This is a genomic window from Liquorilactobacillus satsumensis DSM 16230 = JCM 12392, assembly GCF_001435195.1.
Lineage (GTDB): Bacteria > Bacillota > Bacilli > Lactobacillales > Lactobacillaceae > Liquorilactobacillus > Liquorilactobacillus satsumensis.
Window position 1 is genome coordinate 1 of sequence record NZ_AZFQ01000009.1, and the last position, 19,448, is coordinate 19,448.

Consider the following 19,448-nt stretch of genomic DNA (forward strand, 5'->3'; position numbering starts at 1 on the left):
TTGTTCAATCTTACTTTTTTCAGCTTTGATCTTTTGATTAAGCTGTTTTAATTTGGTTTCTTGCTTTTCCAATGCTGATTGGGTCATCTTAACGCCTCCTGTCCAACTTATATATAATTAATAAAGATAATAACACTTGAATAAATATAAGTCAATATAAACGTTGAAAAAGTGAAGCGTCAGGCGTACACTAAAAGTAAATTTAAAGGAATCAGCAGACCGAGTGAAACGAGGTGAATGCGCACTTACACCCCACTAAATTATTGTGGGGTAAATCGTGATAAAATCCTGTATTAGAAGTCGCCATTGGCGACAACAAAATCAAACCAAAATAAAAGCGGTGATCGACATGGCAATATTCCACATGAGTTTTTCTAATATTAGTGCCGGTAAGGGACGTAGTGCCATTGCCAGTGCTGCTTATCGTAGTGGAGAAAAATTATTCGATAATAAAGAGGGTCGAAATTATTTCTATGGGCGGTCCATTATGCCAGAGACCTTTATATTAAAACCAAAAAACGCTCCAGAATGGGCAAATGATAGGCAGAAACTATGGAACGAAGTTGAAAAAAAAGATCGTAAGGCAAACTCACGCTATGCCAAAGAATTTAATGTGGCTTTACCAGTTGAGTTAAGTGCAGATGAGCAAAAGGAATTATTGATTAAATACGTGCAAGAAAACTTTGTTGATGAGGGCATGGTCGCTGATGTAGCAATTCATCGCGACCACGCAGATAACCCTCACGCCCATGTGATGTTAACTAACCGGCCATTTAATCCAGACGGAACATGGGGAATTAAGAGCAAAAAGCAATATATTTTAGATGAGAATGGCAATAAAACATATACCGGAACTAGTAAGTACCCTAAGAGTAGAAAGATACTGATGGTTGATTGGGATAAGAAAGAAAAAATAATTGAATGGCGTCACAATTGGGCGGCTAGTGTTAATCAGGTTTTAGAGCAAAAAAATATTCCGGATCGGATCAGTGAAAAATCATTTATTGAGCAGGGGATAGATGATACACCCACCCAACACGAGGGAATCAATAGTAAACGGCATGAAAGAAAGGCATTTAATCAACAAGTTAAGAACTGTCGAAAGATCAAAGCAAGTTATAAAAATAATCAAGAAAAAGCAATCAATAGAGGCCATTTAGATAGCCTAAGTAAACACTTCTCATTCAATGAAAAAAGGTTGGTCACTGAGTTAAGCCATGAATTGAAAACTTATATTAGTTTGGAGAGTTTAGATGACAAACGCCGCATGCTATTTAATTGGAAAAACAGTACCTTAATTAAACACGCAGTTGGGGAAGATGTGACAAAACAATTATTGACAATTAACCAACAAGAAAGTTCATTAAGAAAGGCTGATGAGCTCCTAAATAAAGTGGTCGATCGCACGACGAAAAAGCTTTATCCAGAGCTTGATTTTGAACAGACGACGGCCGCTGAAAGACGAGAATTAATTAAGGAAACCGATAGCGAACAAACCCTTTTCAAGGGTAGTGAATTAACAGAACGTTTAATGAATATTCGAAATGACTTACTGTCCCAGCAATTATTGACGTTTACCAAGCGTCCATACGTTGGCTTCAAGTTATTAATGCAACAAGAAAAGGAAGTCAAAAGCGAACTTAAATATACGCTGATGATCCATGACGATAGCTTAGAAAGTCTAGAACACGTCGATCAAGGACTACTAGAAAAGTATTCACCAGCAGAGCAGCAAAAGATTACGAGGGCAGTCAAAGACCTACGGACAATCATGGCAGTTAAACAAGTCATTCAAACGCAATACCATGAAGTATTGAAAAGAGCCTTTCCCGATGGTGATTTAGATGATCTTTCTCTAGTTAGACAAGAACAGGCTTATACAGCCGTGATGTACTATGATCCAGAATTAAAGCCATGCAAGGCTGAAACAATGGAACAATGGCAAGAAAAACCGCCGAAGGTTTTCAGTACCCAAGAACATCAATTAGGGTTAGCTTATTTGTCGGGGCAACTTAGCCTAGATCAGTTAGAAAATCATGACTTGCAACGGGTCTTAAAACATGACGGGACCAAGCAAATTTTTCTTGGTGAGTGTCAAAGTGATCCCACGATTAAGACTAGCCAAATTGAACAAATCCAAAAGCAGTTAAAAGCACAACAAGCTAAGGACGATCAATACCGAAAAGCCACAATGCGGCATTACGAGCCATTCAACTACAAACCAGTTAGTCCAAGCTACTACTTAAAGACGGCCTTTAGTGATGCCATTATGGTGGCCTTATATGCCCGAGATGAAGACTATCAACGGCAAAAACAAGCCCAAGGCTTAAAAGAGACCGAGTGGGAAATGGCGAAAAAGCAGCGGCAACATCAAACGAGAAACCGGCATAAAGATGGTGGCATGCACTTGTAATCAAAATGTAAAATAAAATGGTGTAAATTACATCTTTTTAGTGTTAAGCTGTGACTAAATTAAGAAAGGAGAACTTACATGTGACAGGAAATCAGGAATGGTACAGCCTAACGCAAGCTAATCAAAAGCTGGGGCGCGGACGAAATTATGTCAGCAACTGGATAAAAAGACATCCAGAGTTTCCTGATCAATTTTTACTTGGTTCAGGTACCAATAAATTAATATCTGATGAAGGGATAGAGTGGATTAAAAACCACATAAAAAAAGAGGGCGTCCTCGTAAGCAGTGAAGTTGCTAACGAGGATCAGCACCTAGAATCACAGTTTCTAGGTGTCACCCTCCTAACAATCCATTTTACCGGGCGGGTTAGGGGAAAGCTAGTTGTTTAGCGACCCTAACGCGCTTTTTTTGAGGAGGTGAGGCAATGAAAGTTGAAAGCTGGCAAGGCATTAAAGGTAAGTTAGTTCATGATGATCAAGAATTAGCGGATCAGAAGCAATTGCAAGCGCGGCTGGCAAGTGATGGACTACCAATTGATGAAGCTCGGCAAGCCATGATTAAAAAGACAGTCAAACGACAGCTTAAAATTGAGCCAATAAAACTTAGCGGTTGGTTTAATCGTCATCAAGATAGCCACAATGCTAAAAAAGTCGACCAACTGGTGAGCGAAAAGCCCACTCATCAATATAAGCAGATCAAAAATGAAATGACCTTTTTCGGTGAGAGTTTCCTGGAAGGCTTCTTGGGCTTCTATGGTTTAGAAGTCGATAACGCCTTAGGCCGTTACGAACATAATTTGCATGTCTTAGAGGCCCAAGAATTAGGACAGTCAGAAAAAGAGTATTACTTAGCCACGAGTGAAAACGGCCGCGTCAAATTAGCCACCGATCCATTACCAAGCCAGCAAATTGCCGAGGAACAATTGAACAAATTCTATCAGCGTGAACCAGAAGAAACGCAGGCAGAACAAATTCAATTACGAACATCGGAAGACGACGGAAAGGAGGAATAACATGAAGTTCAACAAAGTAAAAGCGTTAGCAACTACTGGAGCTACTGCGATCTACTTGGGATTGATGAACGCCCAGGTTGTTTTGGCGACGGACGGTGGCGAAGTTAAAAGCAAGCTAACCAGCGCTGGTAAGACGATTCAAGGTATTCTAACTGGGTTGGTCGTTTTAGTTGGGATTTGTGTCGCGCTATTTATTATTATCAAAAGAATGCCTGACGCAGACGATCCGCGAGAGAAATCAGAGGTTTATCACGCGGTTGGTCGGGTGGCTGGTTTAGTGGCCTTAGCGGCAGCAATTATCTGGCTATTACCTTGGGTTTACAGTCTATTCACTTAATTTAAAAAGGAGCCTGCCAAATGAAGAAAGGAAAAGAATTTATCTTCCCAGAGAACGTGGATAAAGATTACGGGATCTGGAAAGACTACACCTTAAAGGATTTTGGCGTAGCGGGACTGGCAGGACTAGTGGGCTTAATTTTTATTGCGATCCCACCCTATGGGTTGATTTTAGTCCTGATAAAAATAGTGATTGTTGTCTTAGCCATGACGATTGTCATGGCTATTTTAACAATTAGGCCAGTTGCGGCGCGGAAGAATATTAAAGTGCGGGATAACTTTAAGTTGAAACGTCGCTATGCCAATGGTCAGAAACTGTTTTATTTAAAAACGAAGAAGCGAGGTGAACTAAATGCGTTTGAAGAAGAGCAAAACCGCCAATAAATCAGCGAAGCTAGATTGGGATTACCAACCGCCTAAAATCAATGGTGGCAAAGAGACCATTGATGACATGAGCTTGGTGGTGGGTATGTATGGTAACTACGAAGTTACCAAAACAGGTAATCTCGTTGGCATTTTGGAAGTTAGTGGGATCAACCTTGATCTACTTAATGAAACCGAACAACAGGACGTTTTTGAGGACTATGGCGCGTTTCTCATGAGTACCTTAGGTGAAGGCGTTGATGACACGTTACAGTTCTTAGAGCCAACGATTCCCGTCAATATGACGGCTTATCTCAATGGTCTCAAACGGCGGTATCTCGCCTTACAAAAAGACCACCCGGAGCAACAGTTCAAAATTCAATTAATTGCCAGTTATTTGGACCACTTTACTAAAGTCCAAGAATCCAAAAACATGACAACTAAGCAACATCTGCTAATTGTTAAGGTGCCGATTAAGGACAAAAGCGTTAAGAGCTTAAACCTAGCGGTCACTCATTTAGACGAGAAAATCGAACAAGTTAAACGAGACATTGAAAATGCGTTAACAGACTTTGATGTAACGGCCAAAGTGCTGACTAGTCAAGAAGTCCAAGAGATCTTAAAGAACCTGATTAATTTCAATGGAGAGGAGGCAACAGGATGAGTTTTGGTGATAAGGTCATTGATTTATTCATGCCAACTAAGAAAGAGAATAGCCAAGGCACGGGAGAGCCAACAGGTAGCAAACCCCAACCAGCGGGCGAGGATTTTACCAAACTAATTGATCGTGATAGCTTGCACTCACTGTTCCCGTTCAGTTGGGAACAGTACCCCACCTACGTGCAGTCGGGTGAGAACTTTATCCGGGTATTAGCGATTGCTGACTATCCCAAGCGGGTTTACGGCAACTGGTTGTCAGAATTGAAGCGCAAAAAAGGCGTTATCGATATTGTGCAATATATCGACAGCGCCAGTAACAATTCAATGATTACCTATTACAAGAAGACGATTCAAAATAAGGAAGCGCAGAAGCTCAATACGTTCGACCCGTATAAAAAGAAGATTCTGCAAAATTATATTGATTCAGCCAACATGCAACTAGATAAATACCTCGATAATTCTACCACATTTGTGTACCAACATATGCTCATTTATCTGCGGGCCAACAGTTTAGCAGAATTAGATGACTTAACCGAAAACGTTAAGAATACATTGATTAAGCTACAAATGAAGCCTCTTGTGCCCGTTAAAGCAACCTTCCAAGCTTTTTGGTCAACCATGCCAATTAACGAGAACCTTATGAGGGATTACACCTATAAAGAGAGTAATACCGAAGTGGCAAGCAGTATGTTTCCCTTTGATGACGCCGAAATTCTGGACTTAAAGCCGAGAAGTGATATTGAAGGGGTTAACAAAGACACCAACAGCCTAATTGCCGTGGATATGTTGGATCGCAACAAAACGTTGAACCAAAACATGGTGGTTATTGGTACCAGTGGGGTCGGCAAGACCACCTATATGATCCAGAAAATCCTACGCTACGCCATTCAAGACTATCAACTCTACATTATTGATCCAGAAAATGAATATACCAAGATTGTCGAAGCCCTAGGTGGCGCAGTCTTGCACCTAACTTCTAATGCTAAGTACAAAATTAATCCGCTACAAATCTTTTCCGAAGAAATCTTAAGCGCCGATGAAGCGGTCACAAACCTTGATTTACTAGTCAAAGATAAAATCCAGCGATTAAAGGGATTCTTTGAAGTCCTTAAAACTGGGATTACCCAAGTTGAGCTGGCAATCCTTGATGATGTCGTTAAACAAGCCTACGTCAACAGTGGTGTTTTGAAATATAGCCGCTTAAAAGAGATTAAAGACGATCAGTGGCCGACCTTATCCAATGTCTATGACGAGTTGGAAAAATTAGCTGATAAGGACGCTGACAAATTTAATCGGGTCAAAGACTTCTACTACATCTTAGGCAGCTATACCCATGGTTCTAACAGCCTATTTGACGGGCACACCAACGTCAACTTAAAGGGTAAGATCATTTCCTTTGATTTAAAACCACTACAAAGTGAACAGGAAGTCCAATCAGCGGCTTATCTGAATACCTTCCAGTATTTGTGGGACGAAATCACCAAAGATCGGCATAGCCGCAAGAAATTGTTTGTTGATGAATTTCACTTTTTAACCTTACACAAAGCGGCTGCCACCTTTTTCCATCAAGCGTACAAGCGGTTTAGAAAGTATAATGCCGGGGCGATTGCTGGGACGCAACAAATTCAAGATGTGATCGAAGGCACAACGGACACCGGTCAAAATATTGGTGAAGCCATCATCGGGAACTCCTATACCAAAGTGTTCTTTGGTCTTGACGGTAAAGGCGTTGATGATGTGATTACGAAACTACGCATGACGTTCTCGGATAAGGAAAAGAAGTTACTAGAACGCCGTAGACAAGGTGAAGCCCTGATGATCTATGGTAGCCAACGCGCTTTTATGCGGGTGGAGCTAACCGAAGAAGAATTGCGGTTAATCGACCCAGAAGCTTACCAAGAAAAATACAACCGTGAGACCGCCACACAACCGGATTATCAAAAGCGCGTGATCCTGACACCAAGTGAAATTGACGCCTTGACCACCACCGAAGAGGAAGGAGGGACTTTAAATGAGTAAAGCAAACCAGCTATTGAATATTGAGGTTGGCACGTTCAAACGACAAGGAAACAAGTTAATCCTTGAACTCAATCATAATCAATTTCGATACGATCAATTAAGTGAGCTAAACGAATTAAAGCAAGCTGATTCAAATTTCTTGCAGTTAGTTAATGTTGTTGAGCAAGACCAGAAGGTTGTTTTAACTTATACCTTGCCAGATAAGGTCAAGTCACTAAAGGAATTACCCCATGAAAATAAGGCGATCCGGTCAGCGATTGCCCAGGAAATCATGAGACAGGACGTGGTCACGGATAGTCAGTACCATATTGCGTTGAACCCAGCCAATCTATGGTATTACCCAATGCGACACGTTTGGTACGCTTATCGCGCCAATGAACTCATGCCTTATGATGATAAGCACAGCAACTTAGCTAAGTACAAGGCTTTAATCCTATTTTGTTTAACGGGGACGCCATATGAACGGCTATTGAGCAACCCTAAAGAAGCCCTAGCCAAACACCCTGACGAGTATTTACAACAAGTGGCTAAAGCCACGTCGTTAGCCGAATTAAAAGAAGTGGTTAACGGCATTGAGGATTTTGTCAGTTACCACGAATGGCAAGCAGTTGAACAGAACCAGCAGAAAAACAAGCAACGTTTTTGGTTAAGTGTGACTGGGATTGCGATCGTGGCAGTGGTTGCTATCGGTTTAGTTCACAAAAATGACGAACGGAAGTATCAGAGCCTAGCTAACCAGAATCAAGCCCAGGTCACACGATTAAGATATAGCGGGAAAATTCAAACGGCTTTAAATGATAAAAAGTGGTCAGAAGCCCAAGAAGCCATGAAAAAGGCCGGGTACAGTTCAAGTAAGCAAGCCCAAACATTCCTAAAGCATAAACAATACCAGCAAGCCTTAAAGGTTGATCCAAGTCAGTTAAACAAGGTTGTCAACACGGCTTATGCCAACAAAGATAGTAGCCAAGTGGCTGATTGGCAGTTACCAACTAAGGCGACGAGTAAGCAAAAAGATCAATTGAAACTCGAAAAAGCGATTGTTAATTATGATACCAATACGCTTAATAACCAATTATCCTTTACGACGAATGCTGATGTTTTATTGAGAATGGGACAAGCCTTCCTAGCACATAACGATACGCAAGACGCCCAGACCGTTCAAACCAAGTTAGCCGGCGTGAACAGCCCTAAAGCTAAGTATTTAAAAGCGCTGTTAAGCCTCAATTCCGCTAAGAACGAAGTTAGCGACGCGCAAAAGAAATTAGACGACGCCAATAAAATTGATGGCAGTAAAGATAAGGACAAAGACAAGAAGGTAGATTCGGCTAAGTCGGACTTAAAGAATGCGCAAAGCGACCAATCAGCAGCACAAAAACAAGTTGATCAAGCCAAGCAAAAAGTGGGTGATTAAATGCAGGTACTGTCGTTTGAATATAAGAAAAAGAAGTGGAAGCTGATTGCTTATATTGTGGGTGGCGCCATTCTGCTAATCATCTTGCTAATTGCGGCAGTCACAGGTCAATTGCAAGAAAACAGCTGCGATGATTCGACTACCGCAACCCAGACCCAGCTTGATAGCAAGGACATGACGTCCAATGCTAAAAATATCTATGCGCATTGGCAACAGAAGTATGGCGCAACCCCACAAGCGGCAGCCGGTATTTTGGGGGTGTTACAACTAGAAAGTCGGCTTGATCCAAAATCTGTTAATTCAAGTTCCGGTGCCACGGGCTTAGCCCAGTGGTTAGGTGGCCGAAAAGATAAACTGGAAGACTTAGCTCACAAAGAAAACAAACCAGCCACAAATCTCGGAGTGCAATTAGATTATCTCGACCAAGAATTGAACAGTAGTTACTATGCGTCAAATAAGAAGATATTCAAATACACGGACGTGCACAAAGCGACCAAAGACTGGTTGATGGATTTTGAGGGCATGAGCAAAAACCCGGAGCAATGGTATTTAAGCCAAAGATACGGTTATGCCGATCACTGGTATTCCGTGTTTGGTGCCAGTGATCCAGTAGCGGGCAATGCCTTAGACAACGCGAGTTCCGGCGATCTGACCGAGCTAGGTTGTGATAGTGACCCGAGTTATTCCGGCGGTAGTATCGTCAAAAACGCGGAAAGCATGAAGGGGGACTTCTACTATGTGCAAACGCACCCCAGTCCCGATTTAGGCAGTGATTTAAAGAATCCCAGCAAAACTGGTGGCACGGATTGTTCGGGCTTTGTCTGGTTAGCGCTTAATAAAGCTGGTTACAAGGTACCGGCCAACATGGGCTGGTTTACCGGCACGATGGCTAGTGACGCCCAGGGCAGCCATCAATACTTGAAACAAATCAGTGAAAATGACGCGAAAGCCGGCGATATTGTGATTGTCAATCAAGGCGCCGGCGCGGGAAACAACGGCCATACGGCCATTCTGTTAGGCAAATGGCAAGGCAAAGCCACCAAGATTATTGAGCAAGGTGGGACAGGCGACAAGGTTAATGAAAGCACCTTTGGCACCGCCTTTTATAGCTTACTAAGTGGTAGTGATGTGACGTTAGCCCGGCCAATCAAGAAGTAAGGAGGGAGAAACAAATGAAGCGGAGCATGGTTTTAAGTATTGTGATTGGTAGCTTGATCTTAGTTCTGTCATTAGGGGCGAATGCCTATCAACATAGTCAAGTTAAACAGGCGCAACAGCAGATCACGCGCTTACAACAACAGAAGCGACAAGTTAGTCAGCAATTGACTAAAACCAACCAACAAAAGCAGTTATTGAGCACCCAAATTGACAGTTATAAGACCTACCAAAATAATAAAGACAAAAGTTCGGCTGAACTTAGCTTTAATACGGTGGTCACCAAGTTCTTTGATGTCATGAATAACTTTAAGCCCAAGACCTACGGTCAGCGTAAAGATGGTGTTAAAGACTTGATTTCCGACAAGTTATACCAGCAATACTTTTCCAATAAAGGGACTTATGGTGATAGCAATAGTGTTTCAGCCAAGTTAAACCAACTGAATCTGTATACACAAAGTAAGCAGGGGCAAAACATGAAAGGCTTGGCGGTTGTTAGCTACCAAAGTAAGAGTGGCGACAACGACTGGCAAAAGGCGACGGTGCTTTACCAGGTGACCTTCGATACCACCACGAATCGAATCACCGCGGTACAAAATTTAGGTAGTAGCTTTAAAGCCAGTGACCTTAATTAAACGGGTTAGCAAAGTCCTAGCGGTAATCGTGGTGATTTTAGCTGTTAGTGGTTTTGCAAGTCATCAATACGTGAATCACGTGGAAAAACAGCGACCGGTCATGGCATTAGCTAAGCACCCTAAAAAAGTGTTGTTCTTCTATCGCGATGATTGCCCGGATTGTCAATCCATTTTTCACCGAATCTATTGGCACAACGCAATTAGTCATAACATTGTGTTTATCAACATGAATCAGCCGCAGAATCGCCATTACATTCAGAAGTATCAACTAACGTCGGTGCCAACCTTGATCCATGGCAAGCAACGGTACACCGGAACCAACCAACAAAAGATTAAACAGATAGTAGGTGATTAAAAATGAAAGATAGAAGCATAGCCGTGATTAAAGCTAGTTGGCCGTATCTACTAACGCTAATCATTGGCTTGTATTTAGCAGAGATTTTAGCTGGCTCTGTCATGGCTTTGTCGCGCTATAAACTAACGTTTGCCGATCATATGCCAGCCGTATTAAAGCAATTAGCCTTACACCCTTGGCACTATTACAACTTGTATTTAGGCCAAAAAAATCCGGTATTAATTATTGTCAGTGTCGCCGTGATCCTGTATACCATCTACTTTGCCTTGAAGCGAAACAGTAAGCACAAAGCTTGGGAAACAGCCGATACTGAAACTCACGGGAGCGCAACGTGGGGGAATTTAAAAGAATTGAGTGACCATTACTTTAGTATCAATACTAAAGACCTCACCACAGCATTTAACAAGAGTACCAAGGCCGAAATTCTCAAATCATTAGTGGATCGAAAAAAGTCAGCGAAAGGGGGAGATTAACATGAATGGCACAATTTTAGGAATCGTGGATAAGCAGGTTGTTTATCAGAACAACTCAACCAAACCCAACCGGAATATTTTTGTGGTCGGGGGCCCCGGTTCGTATAAGACCCAGTCAGTCGTCATTACCAACCTGTTTAATGAAACGGAGAACAGCATTGTCGTAACCGACCCGAAAGGTGAATTATACGAAAAGACGGCCGGTATCAAACTAGCCCAAGGCTATCAAGTACATGTCGTCAATTTTGCCAACATGGCGCACAGTGACCGCTATAATCCCTTTGATTATATTCAACGGGATATTCAAGCCGAAACCGTCGCCACTAAGATCGTCCAAAGTGAGAATGCGGAAGGTAAGAAAGACGTGTGGTTCAGTACCCAACGGCAACTTTTGAAGGCACTAATTCTGTTTGTCATGAAGCACCGGTCACCAGAACAACGGAACTTGGCGGGCGTAACCCAGGTCTTACAGGAAAATGATGTCGAAGCCGAAGAAAAGGGCGCCGATAGTCCGTTAGATACCTTGTTCCTGGATTTGAAAATGTCCGATCCAGCGAGACGTGCTTATGAATTAGGTTTTAAAAAGGCGAAAGGGGAAATGAAAGCCAGCATTATTGAAAGCTTACTGGCAACCATTTCGAAGTTTGTCGATCAAGAAGTGGCCGACTTTACCAGCTTTTCGGACTTTGACTTAAAAGAAATTGGCAACGCAAAAGTTGTCCTATACGTGATTATCCCGGTGATGGATAACACTTACGAAAGCTTCATCAATCTGTTTTTCTCACAATTGTTTGATGAATTATACAAATTAGCTGCCGATCATCACGCTAAATTACCCCATCAAGTGGACTTTATCCTTGATGAATTTGTCAATTTAGGGAAGTTTCCGAAGTATGAAGAGTTCCTAGCAACTTGCCGGGGGTACGGTATTGGTGTGACGACCATTTGTCAGACCTTAACCCAGCTACAAGCCTTGTACGGCAAGGATAAAGCCGAAAGTATCTTAGGTAATCACGCCGTTAAAATCTGCTTAAATGCGGCTAACGACGTGACCGCTAAATACTTTAGTGATCTGTTAGGAAAATCAACCGTGAAAGTGGAAACCGGTAGTGAGAGTACCAGTCATAGTAAGGAAGAAAGCCATAGTAAGAGCGATAGTTACAGCTATACGAGCCGTTCCCTGATGACGCCCGACGAGATCATGCGTATGCCCGAAGATCAGAGCTTATTAATCTTTAGTAATGCGCGACCAGTCAAAGCTACAAAAGCGTTCCAATTTAAACTATTTCCTGGCGCCGATCATTTGGTGAACTTGTCACAGAACGAGTATCAAGGTCAACCAGAAGCCAGCCAAGAAACCAACTTTCATCAAAGAGTAGCGAAATGGGAAGCAAAATTAAAGGGGACTGCGCAAAAAGAAGCCGCAAGCGAGATGTCTCAAAAAGAGGAGGAGCAACAGCAGGACAACCTAGACAGCGACTTAGAGAGGGTTTCAAATAAAGATAGTCAAACAGAGGAACCAGAGGAAGACGATAAGAACTTAATTGGATAATGGAGGACATATTAATGAAAAAATATCGGAAATATATAATTGCTGTAATGACAGTGTTGCTGATTGCTATTGGTCTAACTGCTTGTGGGAAGTCTACAGCGCAAGACTTGCAAAGTCATCAATGGACGTTTGCTTCCAGTAAAGATAATGGTACGGCCACTACTGCAAAATTCTCTAAAGAAAACCTAACTCTGTCCCAGGCGGGATTTAGCGAGGTATACAGTTACAAACTGACTAAGCGAAACAGTGATGAACAGATTAAGTTCGTTGGTAAAAATAGTGTTTCAGGCAGCACAGAAACACGCTTGTTTAAGATTAAAAAGCAGTCAGACAAATATAAACTAACACCAATTAATACACTGGCTAAAAGCGATACTGGTACGGTATCACTCATTCCCAAATAGACAAAGGAGGGATTTAAAATGACAAATATCATTCAATCAGCCATTTCACACTTTTTCGAATGGCTCTTGTCTGGACTATTGGACGGCTTATTCAATATCTGTAAGGCAATCATTGACCAAGCCAACCAAAGCTTACCGATTGTTAAAACGTGGTATGCCATCTTCTTGTCATTTGCGACATCGTTAGTTGTTGTGGTTGTACTTGGTCGCATTGTGATGACAATTCTAAAAGAAGCAGACGAAAGTACCGATGTTACTTGGGCCAATATTATTATGGACGGGATTAAATCAGCGGCTGTGATCCCAGTGTTCGTGTTCTTACAAGGCTTTATTCAAAGTTCAATTACCTTTCCGCTCCTAAAGTATATGTTTAGTTCTGATCAGAAATTCACGGCCAAATCGATTACTGGCATGAATAAAGTTCCTGGGCTAAAAGATGTTGGCATTTCGCTACCCTTACAGATTTTATTTCTACTAATCTTCACTGTCGTAACCGTCGTGTTCTTTATCAAAATGTGTGTGTTTGTGGCTGATATGGCTTGGTATAACCTGACGATTCCTTTAGCGGCAATGAGCATGGCGACTGAAAGCTTTGATTATAGTGGCACGTGGTGGAAGAAGTACATTTATTACAATGCGTCCATTATTAGCCAGGTGCTTTGTATGTCACTATCAGTCTGGTGTTTCACTAATATGGCAAAGTATGGGTTTATTGCCTTTATAGCTTCAATCGGATTCGGTTTTCTGGTGGTCAAAACACCTGACGCCGTTAAAGACTTTTGGGCTTCAACAGGTGTGACTAAAAGTGCTGGTATGGGCGCTATGAGAATGTTTCAAAATTATTTCCGTAATCACTAGGAGGGATACGTAGTTATGAAAAAAATCGCACACTGGTTATTGGAAAAAGCCAAAAAAGATATGCGAACCGACCCTTTTACAACACCTTCACGGCGGACTAGGCTGTCTTACTATTTTGATAACTTAGTTAGTATGATTTTCTATGTGATGGGAATTTACCTCATGTTAATGGATTTATACCAAGAGCTTTTCACGGCGAACAATACCGATTTTTTAGGAACTGCGCTAATGGCCTTAGTTTTACTGCTGGGTGGCTTATTATTCCGTTGGTCAGCCTATGCAGATCTCAAAGCTATCAACCGGTATCAACAATATTTGAAGCAACAATCGATAGAGCAACAACAAGAATTGCGACGTGAAACTTGGTTGAAAGCAGCTGAACAGGGAAAAACAGAATTAGAACAGAAGCTTAATCACAAGGAGTGAACGAACATGACCACTGTTATCTTAGCTGAAAAACCTAGTCAGGCCCGTTCATACGTACAAGCCTTTCAAAAGAGCACAAAAAAACAGGGTTACTATACGGTTAGTGACCCTGTTTTGCCCGCAAATACGCTTGTGACGTATGGTCTCGGACATTTAGTTGAACTAGCCACACCGGATAAGTACGATCAGAAATATCAGCAATGGGCCTTATCTAATTTACCGATTTTTCCTGATAAATACAAGTTTGAAGTGGCAGCTAGTAAAAAAGATCAGTTTAAAGTTGTCAAAGACTTATTAACTAAAGCCGATACGATTATAGTCGCTACTGATAGTGGCCGAGAAGGTTCTAATATCGCCTGGTCGATCATGAACCAAGCCCATATTGACGTTAGAAAGAAGACCATTAAACGGCTATGGTTGAATAGTTTGGAAAAAGACGCCATTATAACCGGCTTTAAAAATCTTGGTGATTGGCATAAAGATTATTTAGCTTACAAGGAAGCCCAAACCCGTCAAATTAGTGACTGGTTAATTGGCATGAATGGCAGTCCTTTATATACTTTATTATTGAGACAAAACGGGGTGCACGGAGTGTACTCGATTGGTCGCGTACAGACGCCAACTTTGTATATGGTCTATCAAAGAGATCAACTCATCAAAAACTTTAAGCCAGAACCCTATTTTGAACTGAATGCGGAAATTTTAGCTAATCAGCAAAAATTCGAGGCTAAATTAGACCCTTATCAGCGGTTTAAAAACGAATCAGGGCTAATGACATTCATGCAAGCTAAACACGTTCAGAAAGGCTTGCAGAACGGTTTAATCAAGGATGTCCAAAAACAGGCTAAAAAACGTGCCAGTCCGCAACTATTCTCGCTATCCAGTCTGCAAAGTGCCATGAATAAACGTTATCACGCCAGTGCCAGCCAAACCTTAGCGGCCATTCAAAGTTTGTACGAAGCCAAACTGCTTAGTTATCCACGAACCGATTGTACTTATATCACTGATGAAGAATTTGAGTATTTAGTGACTAATCTGACGAAGTATCTGGGTTTAGTCTCTAAGCAAGTTTCTTTACCGAATACCACCCCAAATAAACGTTACGTCAACGGTAAAAAGGTCGAAGAACATTATGCCATTATCATGACTAAAGTTGTGCCGACGAAAGAGAAATTAGCCAGCTTGCCCAAAATACAGCAACAAGTCTATGATTTGGTGTTACGAACCACGTTAGCAATGTTTGCTGATCCGTACGAATACGAGGAAACCACTATTATCACCCAGGTTGGCGACGCTAATTTTAAAGCAACGGGGAAGGTGCCAACTAAGCCAGGTTGGAAAGCTCTATTTGATGACCACAAGGCCGACCAGCAAGCAGTAGCAACCTTACCGCTGGTTCACCAAGGCGATCAAGTCCAAGCCAACCTGCAAACACCGCAAAAAGAAACGACCCCACCGGTCCCCTTTACCGAAGGTACCCTGATTATGGCAATGAAGACGGCCGGTAAAACGCTTGATGATGAAGCAGCCCAGGCGATTCTCAAAGATGTACAAGGCATTGGGACGAGTGCAACCCGGGCCAATGTGCTGGAAGTCTTAAAGAAACGCGGCTATCTACTGACTGAAAAAAATAAGCTACACGTCAGTGAAGCCGGAATTACTTTATGCAAAGCGGTTGAACTCGAACCCTTGCTGACTAGTCCGGAAATGACAGCTAAATGGGAAAAAGCGTTACAACAAATCAGTACCGAAGAACGCACCCCAGCTAACTTTTTAAGTCAAATTAGGAAGTTTGTGGCTAAATTAATTGCTGATGTACCGACCCAATTAGCAGGAAATGTAGCGATCAAACAACAAATTGACCACCAGCAGCAGGCACAAAAATCCGCCGAGGTCTTCTTAGAAACCCCACAAGCCACCGTGTTAAATAAACCAAAGTTTTACATGGTAAAGCCCAAACAAGGCGAAGACTTTACCTTACCCAAGAAATGGAGCAGTAAGACCCTCGGTAAGACCGCAATTAAAGCGTTGGTCACTAAAGGGGAAACCAGCAAATTAAAGGGGTTCAAAAGCAAAAAGGGGAAGTCGTTTGCCGCCAAGTTAAAGCTTGACGGCCATAAATTAAGTTTTGACTTTGATTAGACCTTACCTACCGCCTTACACGACGTTCCAGTTGGTGAACCCGTCATTTAGGTTCACTTTTACAAAGCCAAAAGTAAACCTAAATGACGGGTGAGATTAGCAAAGCAAAGGAGATTATCAAATGAACAATGAATTAGCGGTCACTGGCAGCGAATTACCCATTTTGCAGACTAAAGGAACCTACAAGTATTTAAAAGAAATCACTGGTAATGGCGCTTATTATCAAGTCGCTTGGCAAAAATTAACCGACGGCTACGTCGCCCTGTATGGCACAGCCCCGATTCAAATAAGAGCGGTACCAACCTTGAACGATATTTTTGAAGATGAGGAGGGTTAGCCTATGCCAAGTAAAGCCGACGTTAAAGCCTGGAAAGCACAATTAGTTGCCCAAGCCGAACAGCAAATTCTAAAATTGACCGATAGTGATCAATTTAAACAGTATCTTAATACCTTGGCTAAATTCCACCAGTACAGTGCTAGAAACATTGACTTAATCTATGCTCAAAATCCGCAAGCGACCCAAGTCGCCGGTTTTAAACAATGGCAGACTGATTTTAACCGCACCGTTAATAAGGGTGCTAAGGCCATTCGAATTGCAGCCCCGATTATTAAGAAATTAACCCCTGCTGATCAAAAGCGACTTGATACCACCGACGAACGTGCCATTGTCGGTTATCGTTATCTGCCCATCTTCGATATATCACAAACTAGTGGTGACCCAGTCCTAAGTGCTAAAGATTTTGTCAAAGAAAACTTGGCCGATCATCAGAATGTGACGAGCTTGTATAACGCGTTCAAAGATTATTTAAACCAACAAACCGATCTGCAAGTCAGTGAGGCACCCTTAGCGAAACTAAATGGAGCTAAAGGGTACTTTCAACCTAGCACTAGTAAAATCGTCATTGGTGGTGATGAACCTGACAATGCCCTAAAATTAAAGACGTTGTATCACGAATATGCGCATAGTCAGCTACATGGGTTAAAAGCAGCTTTTAAAGATCGCCCACGAGCCTATCAGGAAACCCAAGCCGAAGCGGTCGCATATGTTGCCATGCAAAATATTGGCGTTGATACCAGTAACTACTCACTTGGTTATGTGGCTACCTGGGCTAAAGATAAAGCCCTGATCCATAGTGCTTTGAGTGAGATCCAGCAAGTGAGCAACAAAGTGATTGCGCTTAGTGACGGGTTAACCAAACAATTAGGCTTACAGGAAGCGCAAAAAGATCCTGAACATGATCTAAAAAAGCGATCAGCCAAGGAACTTAATAAGTCGTATCAAGGCTTGCAACAAAAAGTTCAACAAGCAATTAGTCCACAACAGAAAGCGCAATTTAAAAACCAGTTAAATGATGTTCACCAAGAAATAAGTAATCGAACGCAAAAACAGTTGCAAGATTTTGTGAGTCAGAATCCAGAAATTAGACAAGCAGAACGGAATACAGGCGAAACACTAAAAAGATAGGAGATATCTCACGATGAAAATTGTTCTTTTAGATGGTTATGAGCTAAATAAAGATTTAAATTGGCACTTATTGCAAGACTTAGGCGAATGTACTTTTTATGACCGTACACCAGTTAATGATCAGAATGAAATTATAAAACGAATTAGTGACGCTGAAATTGTTATCACGCATAAAACTCCGCTAGATGACGACGTGATTAGTAAAGCTCCGAAGCTAAATTATATTGGAATTATGGGAACCGGTTACGATGTCGTTGATATTAAAAGTGCTCATAAAAATAAAGTCGTAGTAACTAATATTCCCACATATGCTAGTGATGCAGTAGCACAATTTACTTTCTCGTTACTATTAGAGGCAACAAGTCAGGTTGGCTTGCATAATCGGCTGGTTCATGAAAATAAATGGTCACAGGTACCTGATTTTACTTTTTGGGACAAACCGCTATTAGAATTAAAAGACAAAACTTTGGGGCTAATCGGTTACGGTCATATTGCTCAAAAAGTTGCTAAAATAGGGCACGCCTTTTCTATGAAAGTTATTTTTTATAATCATCGTCCTAAAAAAATTGCTGATACTTTGGCTCAACAAGTATCTCTTGATGAGCTTTTAAAGAAATCAGATGTTATTAGTTTGCACGTAATTCAAACGCCGGAGACAATGCATTTAATTAATAATGACACGATTGCAAAAATGAAAAACGGTGTTATTTTGCTAAACACAGCGCGAGGCAAACTGGTTAATGAGGACGATATTAAGAAAGCCTTGAATGAAGATAAGGTTTACGCATACGCTACTGACGTTGTTCAAAAAGAACCAATTGATAGTGACAGTCCCCTGCTAAAAGCAAAAAATTGCTATATTACGCCACATATTGCTTGGGCACCGTACGAAACAAGAGAACGGTTGTTGAATATAACCATTGCTAATGTAAGGGCGTATCTATCAGGTAATCCTCAAAATGTTATCAATTAAATCAAGCTCGATATAGTGTACCAAGAAATAAGCAGTTGAGCTAAAAAATAGTTTCAAAATTTTGTGAGACAAAATCCAAAGATCACACAGCCAAGACAAGATGAACAACAGCAAATAAAGCGTTAAGAAAAGACGGAGAGCTAATTTTTATAGCTTCTCCGTCTTTTTGTATGCCACATTGCGAATTCCTTGTAGCGGGACGAAACAATCAGAATCAATCACAATATCATTAGCATTGTAGCCATGAATCAAAGTTGTTATATCCGGCAAATGGCGGTTATTTTGGTCAACCGTTTTTAGCTGAATCGTTACCAGTTGTTGACTTTGATATGCGTCGGCCAACACTTGTGTCAGTTCTGCTAAGGATTGCTGCGGTCGTGGGACATAGACTGCATTCAACTGCTGGTTTTGTTGATTTAGCGCGGCGGTATGATCGGACAAATAGAACCCCTGCCATTTCATCATGCCTCGGTCGTGATAATCATGTTCAAAGAAGTGCTTAACCGTATCTAAGTCAAAGTCTTGGTTATTCAAGGGGCACCCGCTTTCGTTGAATTAACTTTTGACTTTTAGGCCAGCGTTCACCAGTAAAGCCAACAAATTCGACCGTTAGTTTAATCTTTTGTCGCAAAGCTTTTAGTAGCGTCTCCAAATCAGCTAAATCATAGTGTGCTAATTTATGTAAAGGAACGGATTGCAAGCGCTCGTTAGCCCGTTGGCTGTTAAAAAATACATTGTAGGTCTGATCGTAAGGATCGTTAGCGATCATCAACCAGTAGCGAGTGCGCGACTGGCG

Annotated in this window: 22 protein-coding genes; 20 read left to right on the forward strand and 2 right to left on the reverse strand. The window is 41.6% G+C overall.

What is annotated here, in order from left to right; translation table 11 throughout:
- Nucleotides 1–349 precede the first annotated feature (349 nt).
- The 20 genes from mobQ to FD50_RS00560 all read left to right on the forward strand — a co-directional run bounded on the left by mobQ (nt 350) and on the right by FD50_RS00560 (nt 18,652).
- Nucleotides 350–2,413, forward strand: coding sequence for a MobQ family relaxase (gene mobQ / locus FD50_RS00465; protein WP_056959486.1), 2,064 nt, complete (start codon nt 350–352; stop codon nt 2,411–2,413).
- 80 nt (nt 2,414–2,493) lie between these two features.
- Nucleotides 2,494–2,802, forward strand: a complete 309-nt coding sequence (locus FD50_RS00470; protein WP_056959488.1) for a hypothetical protein — start codon at nt 2,494–2,496, stop codon at nt 2,800–2,802.
- A gap of 35 nt (nt 2,803–2,837) precedes the next feature.
- The gene (locus FD50_RS00475; protein WP_054757427.1) at nt 2,838–3,425 is read left to right on the forward strand and encodes a hypothetical protein; all 588 of its coding nucleotides are present in this window, start codon (nt 2,838–2,840) and stop codon (nt 3,423–3,425) included.
- Nucleotide 3,426: 1 nt separating this feature from the next.
- Nucleotides 3,427–3,762, forward strand: coding sequence for a CagC family type IV secretion system protein (locus FD50_RS00480; RefSeq protein WP_054757429.1), 336 nt, complete (start codon nt 3,427–3,429; stop codon nt 3,760–3,762).
- 20 nt (nt 3,763–3,782) lie between these two features.
- Nucleotides 3,783–4,145, forward strand: coding sequence for a hypothetical protein (locus FD50_RS00485; protein WP_054757431.1), 363 nt, complete (start codon nt 3,783–3,785; stop codon nt 4,143–4,145).
- On the forward strand, nt 4,114–4,788 hold the full coding sequence (gene trsD / locus FD50_RS00490) for a TrsD/TraD family conjugative transfer protein (protein ID WP_054757433.1): 675 nt from the start codon (nt 4,114–4,116) through the stop codon (nt 4,786–4,788). Before FD50_RS00485 ends, trsD begins: the two co-directional genes overlap by 32 nt.
- Nucleotides 4,785–6,803 (forward strand): VirB4 family type IV secretion system protein, encoded by a 2,019-nt coding sequence (locus FD50_RS00495; protein ID WP_056959489.1) that lies wholly within the window; start codon nt 4,785–4,787, stop codon nt 6,801–6,803. Before trsD ends, FD50_RS00495 begins: the two co-directional genes overlap by 4 nt.
- On the forward strand, nt 6,796–8,214 hold the full coding sequence (locus FD50_RS00500) for a type VII secretion protein EssB/YukC (protein WP_056959492.1): 1,419 nt from the start codon (nt 6,796–6,798) through the stop codon (nt 8,212–8,214). The genes FD50_RS00495 and FD50_RS00500 overlap by 8 nt, the downstream gene beginning before the upstream one ends.
- On the forward strand, nt 8,215–9,372 hold the full coding sequence (locus tag FD50_RS00505; protein WP_056959494.1) for a phage tail tip lysozyme: 1,158 nt from the start codon (nt 8,215–8,217) through the stop codon (nt 9,370–9,372). It abuts the gene before it with no gap.
- A 14-nt stretch (nt 9,373–9,386) separates the two neighbouring features.
- Complete coding sequence (locus tag FD50_RS00510; protein ID WP_056959496.1) at nt 9,387–10,004, forward strand: hypothetical protein; 618 nt, start codon at nt 9,387–9,389, stop codon at nt 10,002–10,004.
- Nucleotides 9,991–10,359, forward strand: coding sequence for a thioredoxin family protein (locus FD50_RS00515; RefSeq protein ID WP_054757439.1), 369 nt, complete (start codon nt 9,991–9,993; stop codon nt 10,357–10,359). The genes FD50_RS00510 and FD50_RS00515 overlap by 14 nt, the downstream gene beginning before the upstream one ends.
- A gap of 2 nt (nt 10,360–10,361) precedes the next feature.
- A complete protein-coding gene (locus tag FD50_RS00520; protein ID WP_056959498.1) occupies nt 10,362–10,832 on the forward strand; it encodes a hypothetical protein in 471 nt (156 codons plus the stop codon).
- Nucleotide 10,833: 1 nt separating this feature from the next.
- Nucleotides 10,834–12,384, forward strand: coding sequence for a VirD4-like conjugal transfer protein, CD1115 family (locus FD50_RS00525; protein ID WP_056959500.1), 1,551 nt, complete (start codon nt 10,834–10,836; stop codon nt 12,382–12,384).
- A 14-nt stretch (nt 12,385–12,398) separates the two neighbouring features.
- A complete protein-coding gene (locus tag FD50_RS00530) occupies nt 12,399–12,788 on the forward strand; it encodes a hypothetical protein (RefSeq protein WP_054757441.1) in 390 nt (129 codons plus the stop codon).
- 18 nt (nt 12,789–12,806) lie between these two features.
- The gene (locus tag FD50_RS00535; RefSeq protein WP_054757442.1) at nt 12,807–13,646 is read left to right on the forward strand and encodes a conjugal transfer protein TrbL family protein; all 840 of its coding nucleotides are present in this window, start codon (nt 12,807–12,809) and stop codon (nt 13,644–13,646) included.
- Between the two features lie 15 nt (nt 13,647–13,661).
- Nucleotides 13,662–14,072, forward strand: a complete 411-nt coding sequence (locus FD50_RS00540) for a hypothetical protein (protein ID WP_054757444.1) — start codon at nt 13,662–13,664, stop codon at nt 14,070–14,072.
- 6 nt (nt 14,073–14,078) lie between these two features.
- The gene (gene topB / locus FD50_RS00545; protein WP_056959502.1) at nt 14,079–16,214 is read left to right on the forward strand and encodes a DNA topoisomerase III; all 2,136 of its coding nucleotides are present in this window, start codon (nt 14,079–14,081) and stop codon (nt 16,212–16,214) included.
- A 121-nt stretch (nt 16,215–16,335) separates the two neighbouring features.
- Nucleotides 16,336–16,551, forward strand: coding sequence for a hypothetical protein (locus FD50_RS00550; RefSeq protein ID WP_054757446.1), 216 nt, complete (start codon nt 16,336–16,338; stop codon nt 16,549–16,551).
- A 3-nt stretch (nt 16,552–16,554) separates the two neighbouring features.
- Nucleotides 16,555–17,679, forward strand: a complete 1,125-nt coding sequence (locus FD50_RS00555) for an ArdC-like ssDNA-binding domain-containing protein (protein WP_056959504.1) — start codon at nt 16,555–16,557, stop codon at nt 17,677–17,679.
- Nucleotides 17,680–17,692: 13 nt separating this feature from the next.
- Nucleotides 17,693–18,652 carry a D-2-hydroxyacid dehydrogenase gene (locus FD50_RS00560; protein WP_054757450.1) on the forward strand — a complete coding sequence of 320 codons (960 nt, stop codon included), beginning with the start codon at nt 17,693–17,695 and terminating at the stop codon, nt 18,650–18,652.
- A 147-nt stretch (nt 18,653–18,799) separates the two neighbouring features.
- Here the strand turns inward: FD50_RS00560 and FD50_RS00565 are convergent, their stop codons facing one another.
- Entirely contained in the window at nt 18,800–19,186 is a 387-nt protein-coding gene (locus tag FD50_RS00565; RefSeq protein ID WP_056959506.1) for a hypothetical protein, read from the reverse strand.
- Nucleotides 19,179–19,448 (reverse strand): hypothetical protein (locus FD50_RS00570; RefSeq protein ID WP_056959508.1); only part of this gene is annotated, 270 nt, incomplete at its 5' end. The genes FD50_RS00565 and FD50_RS00570, both read right to left, overlap by 8 nt.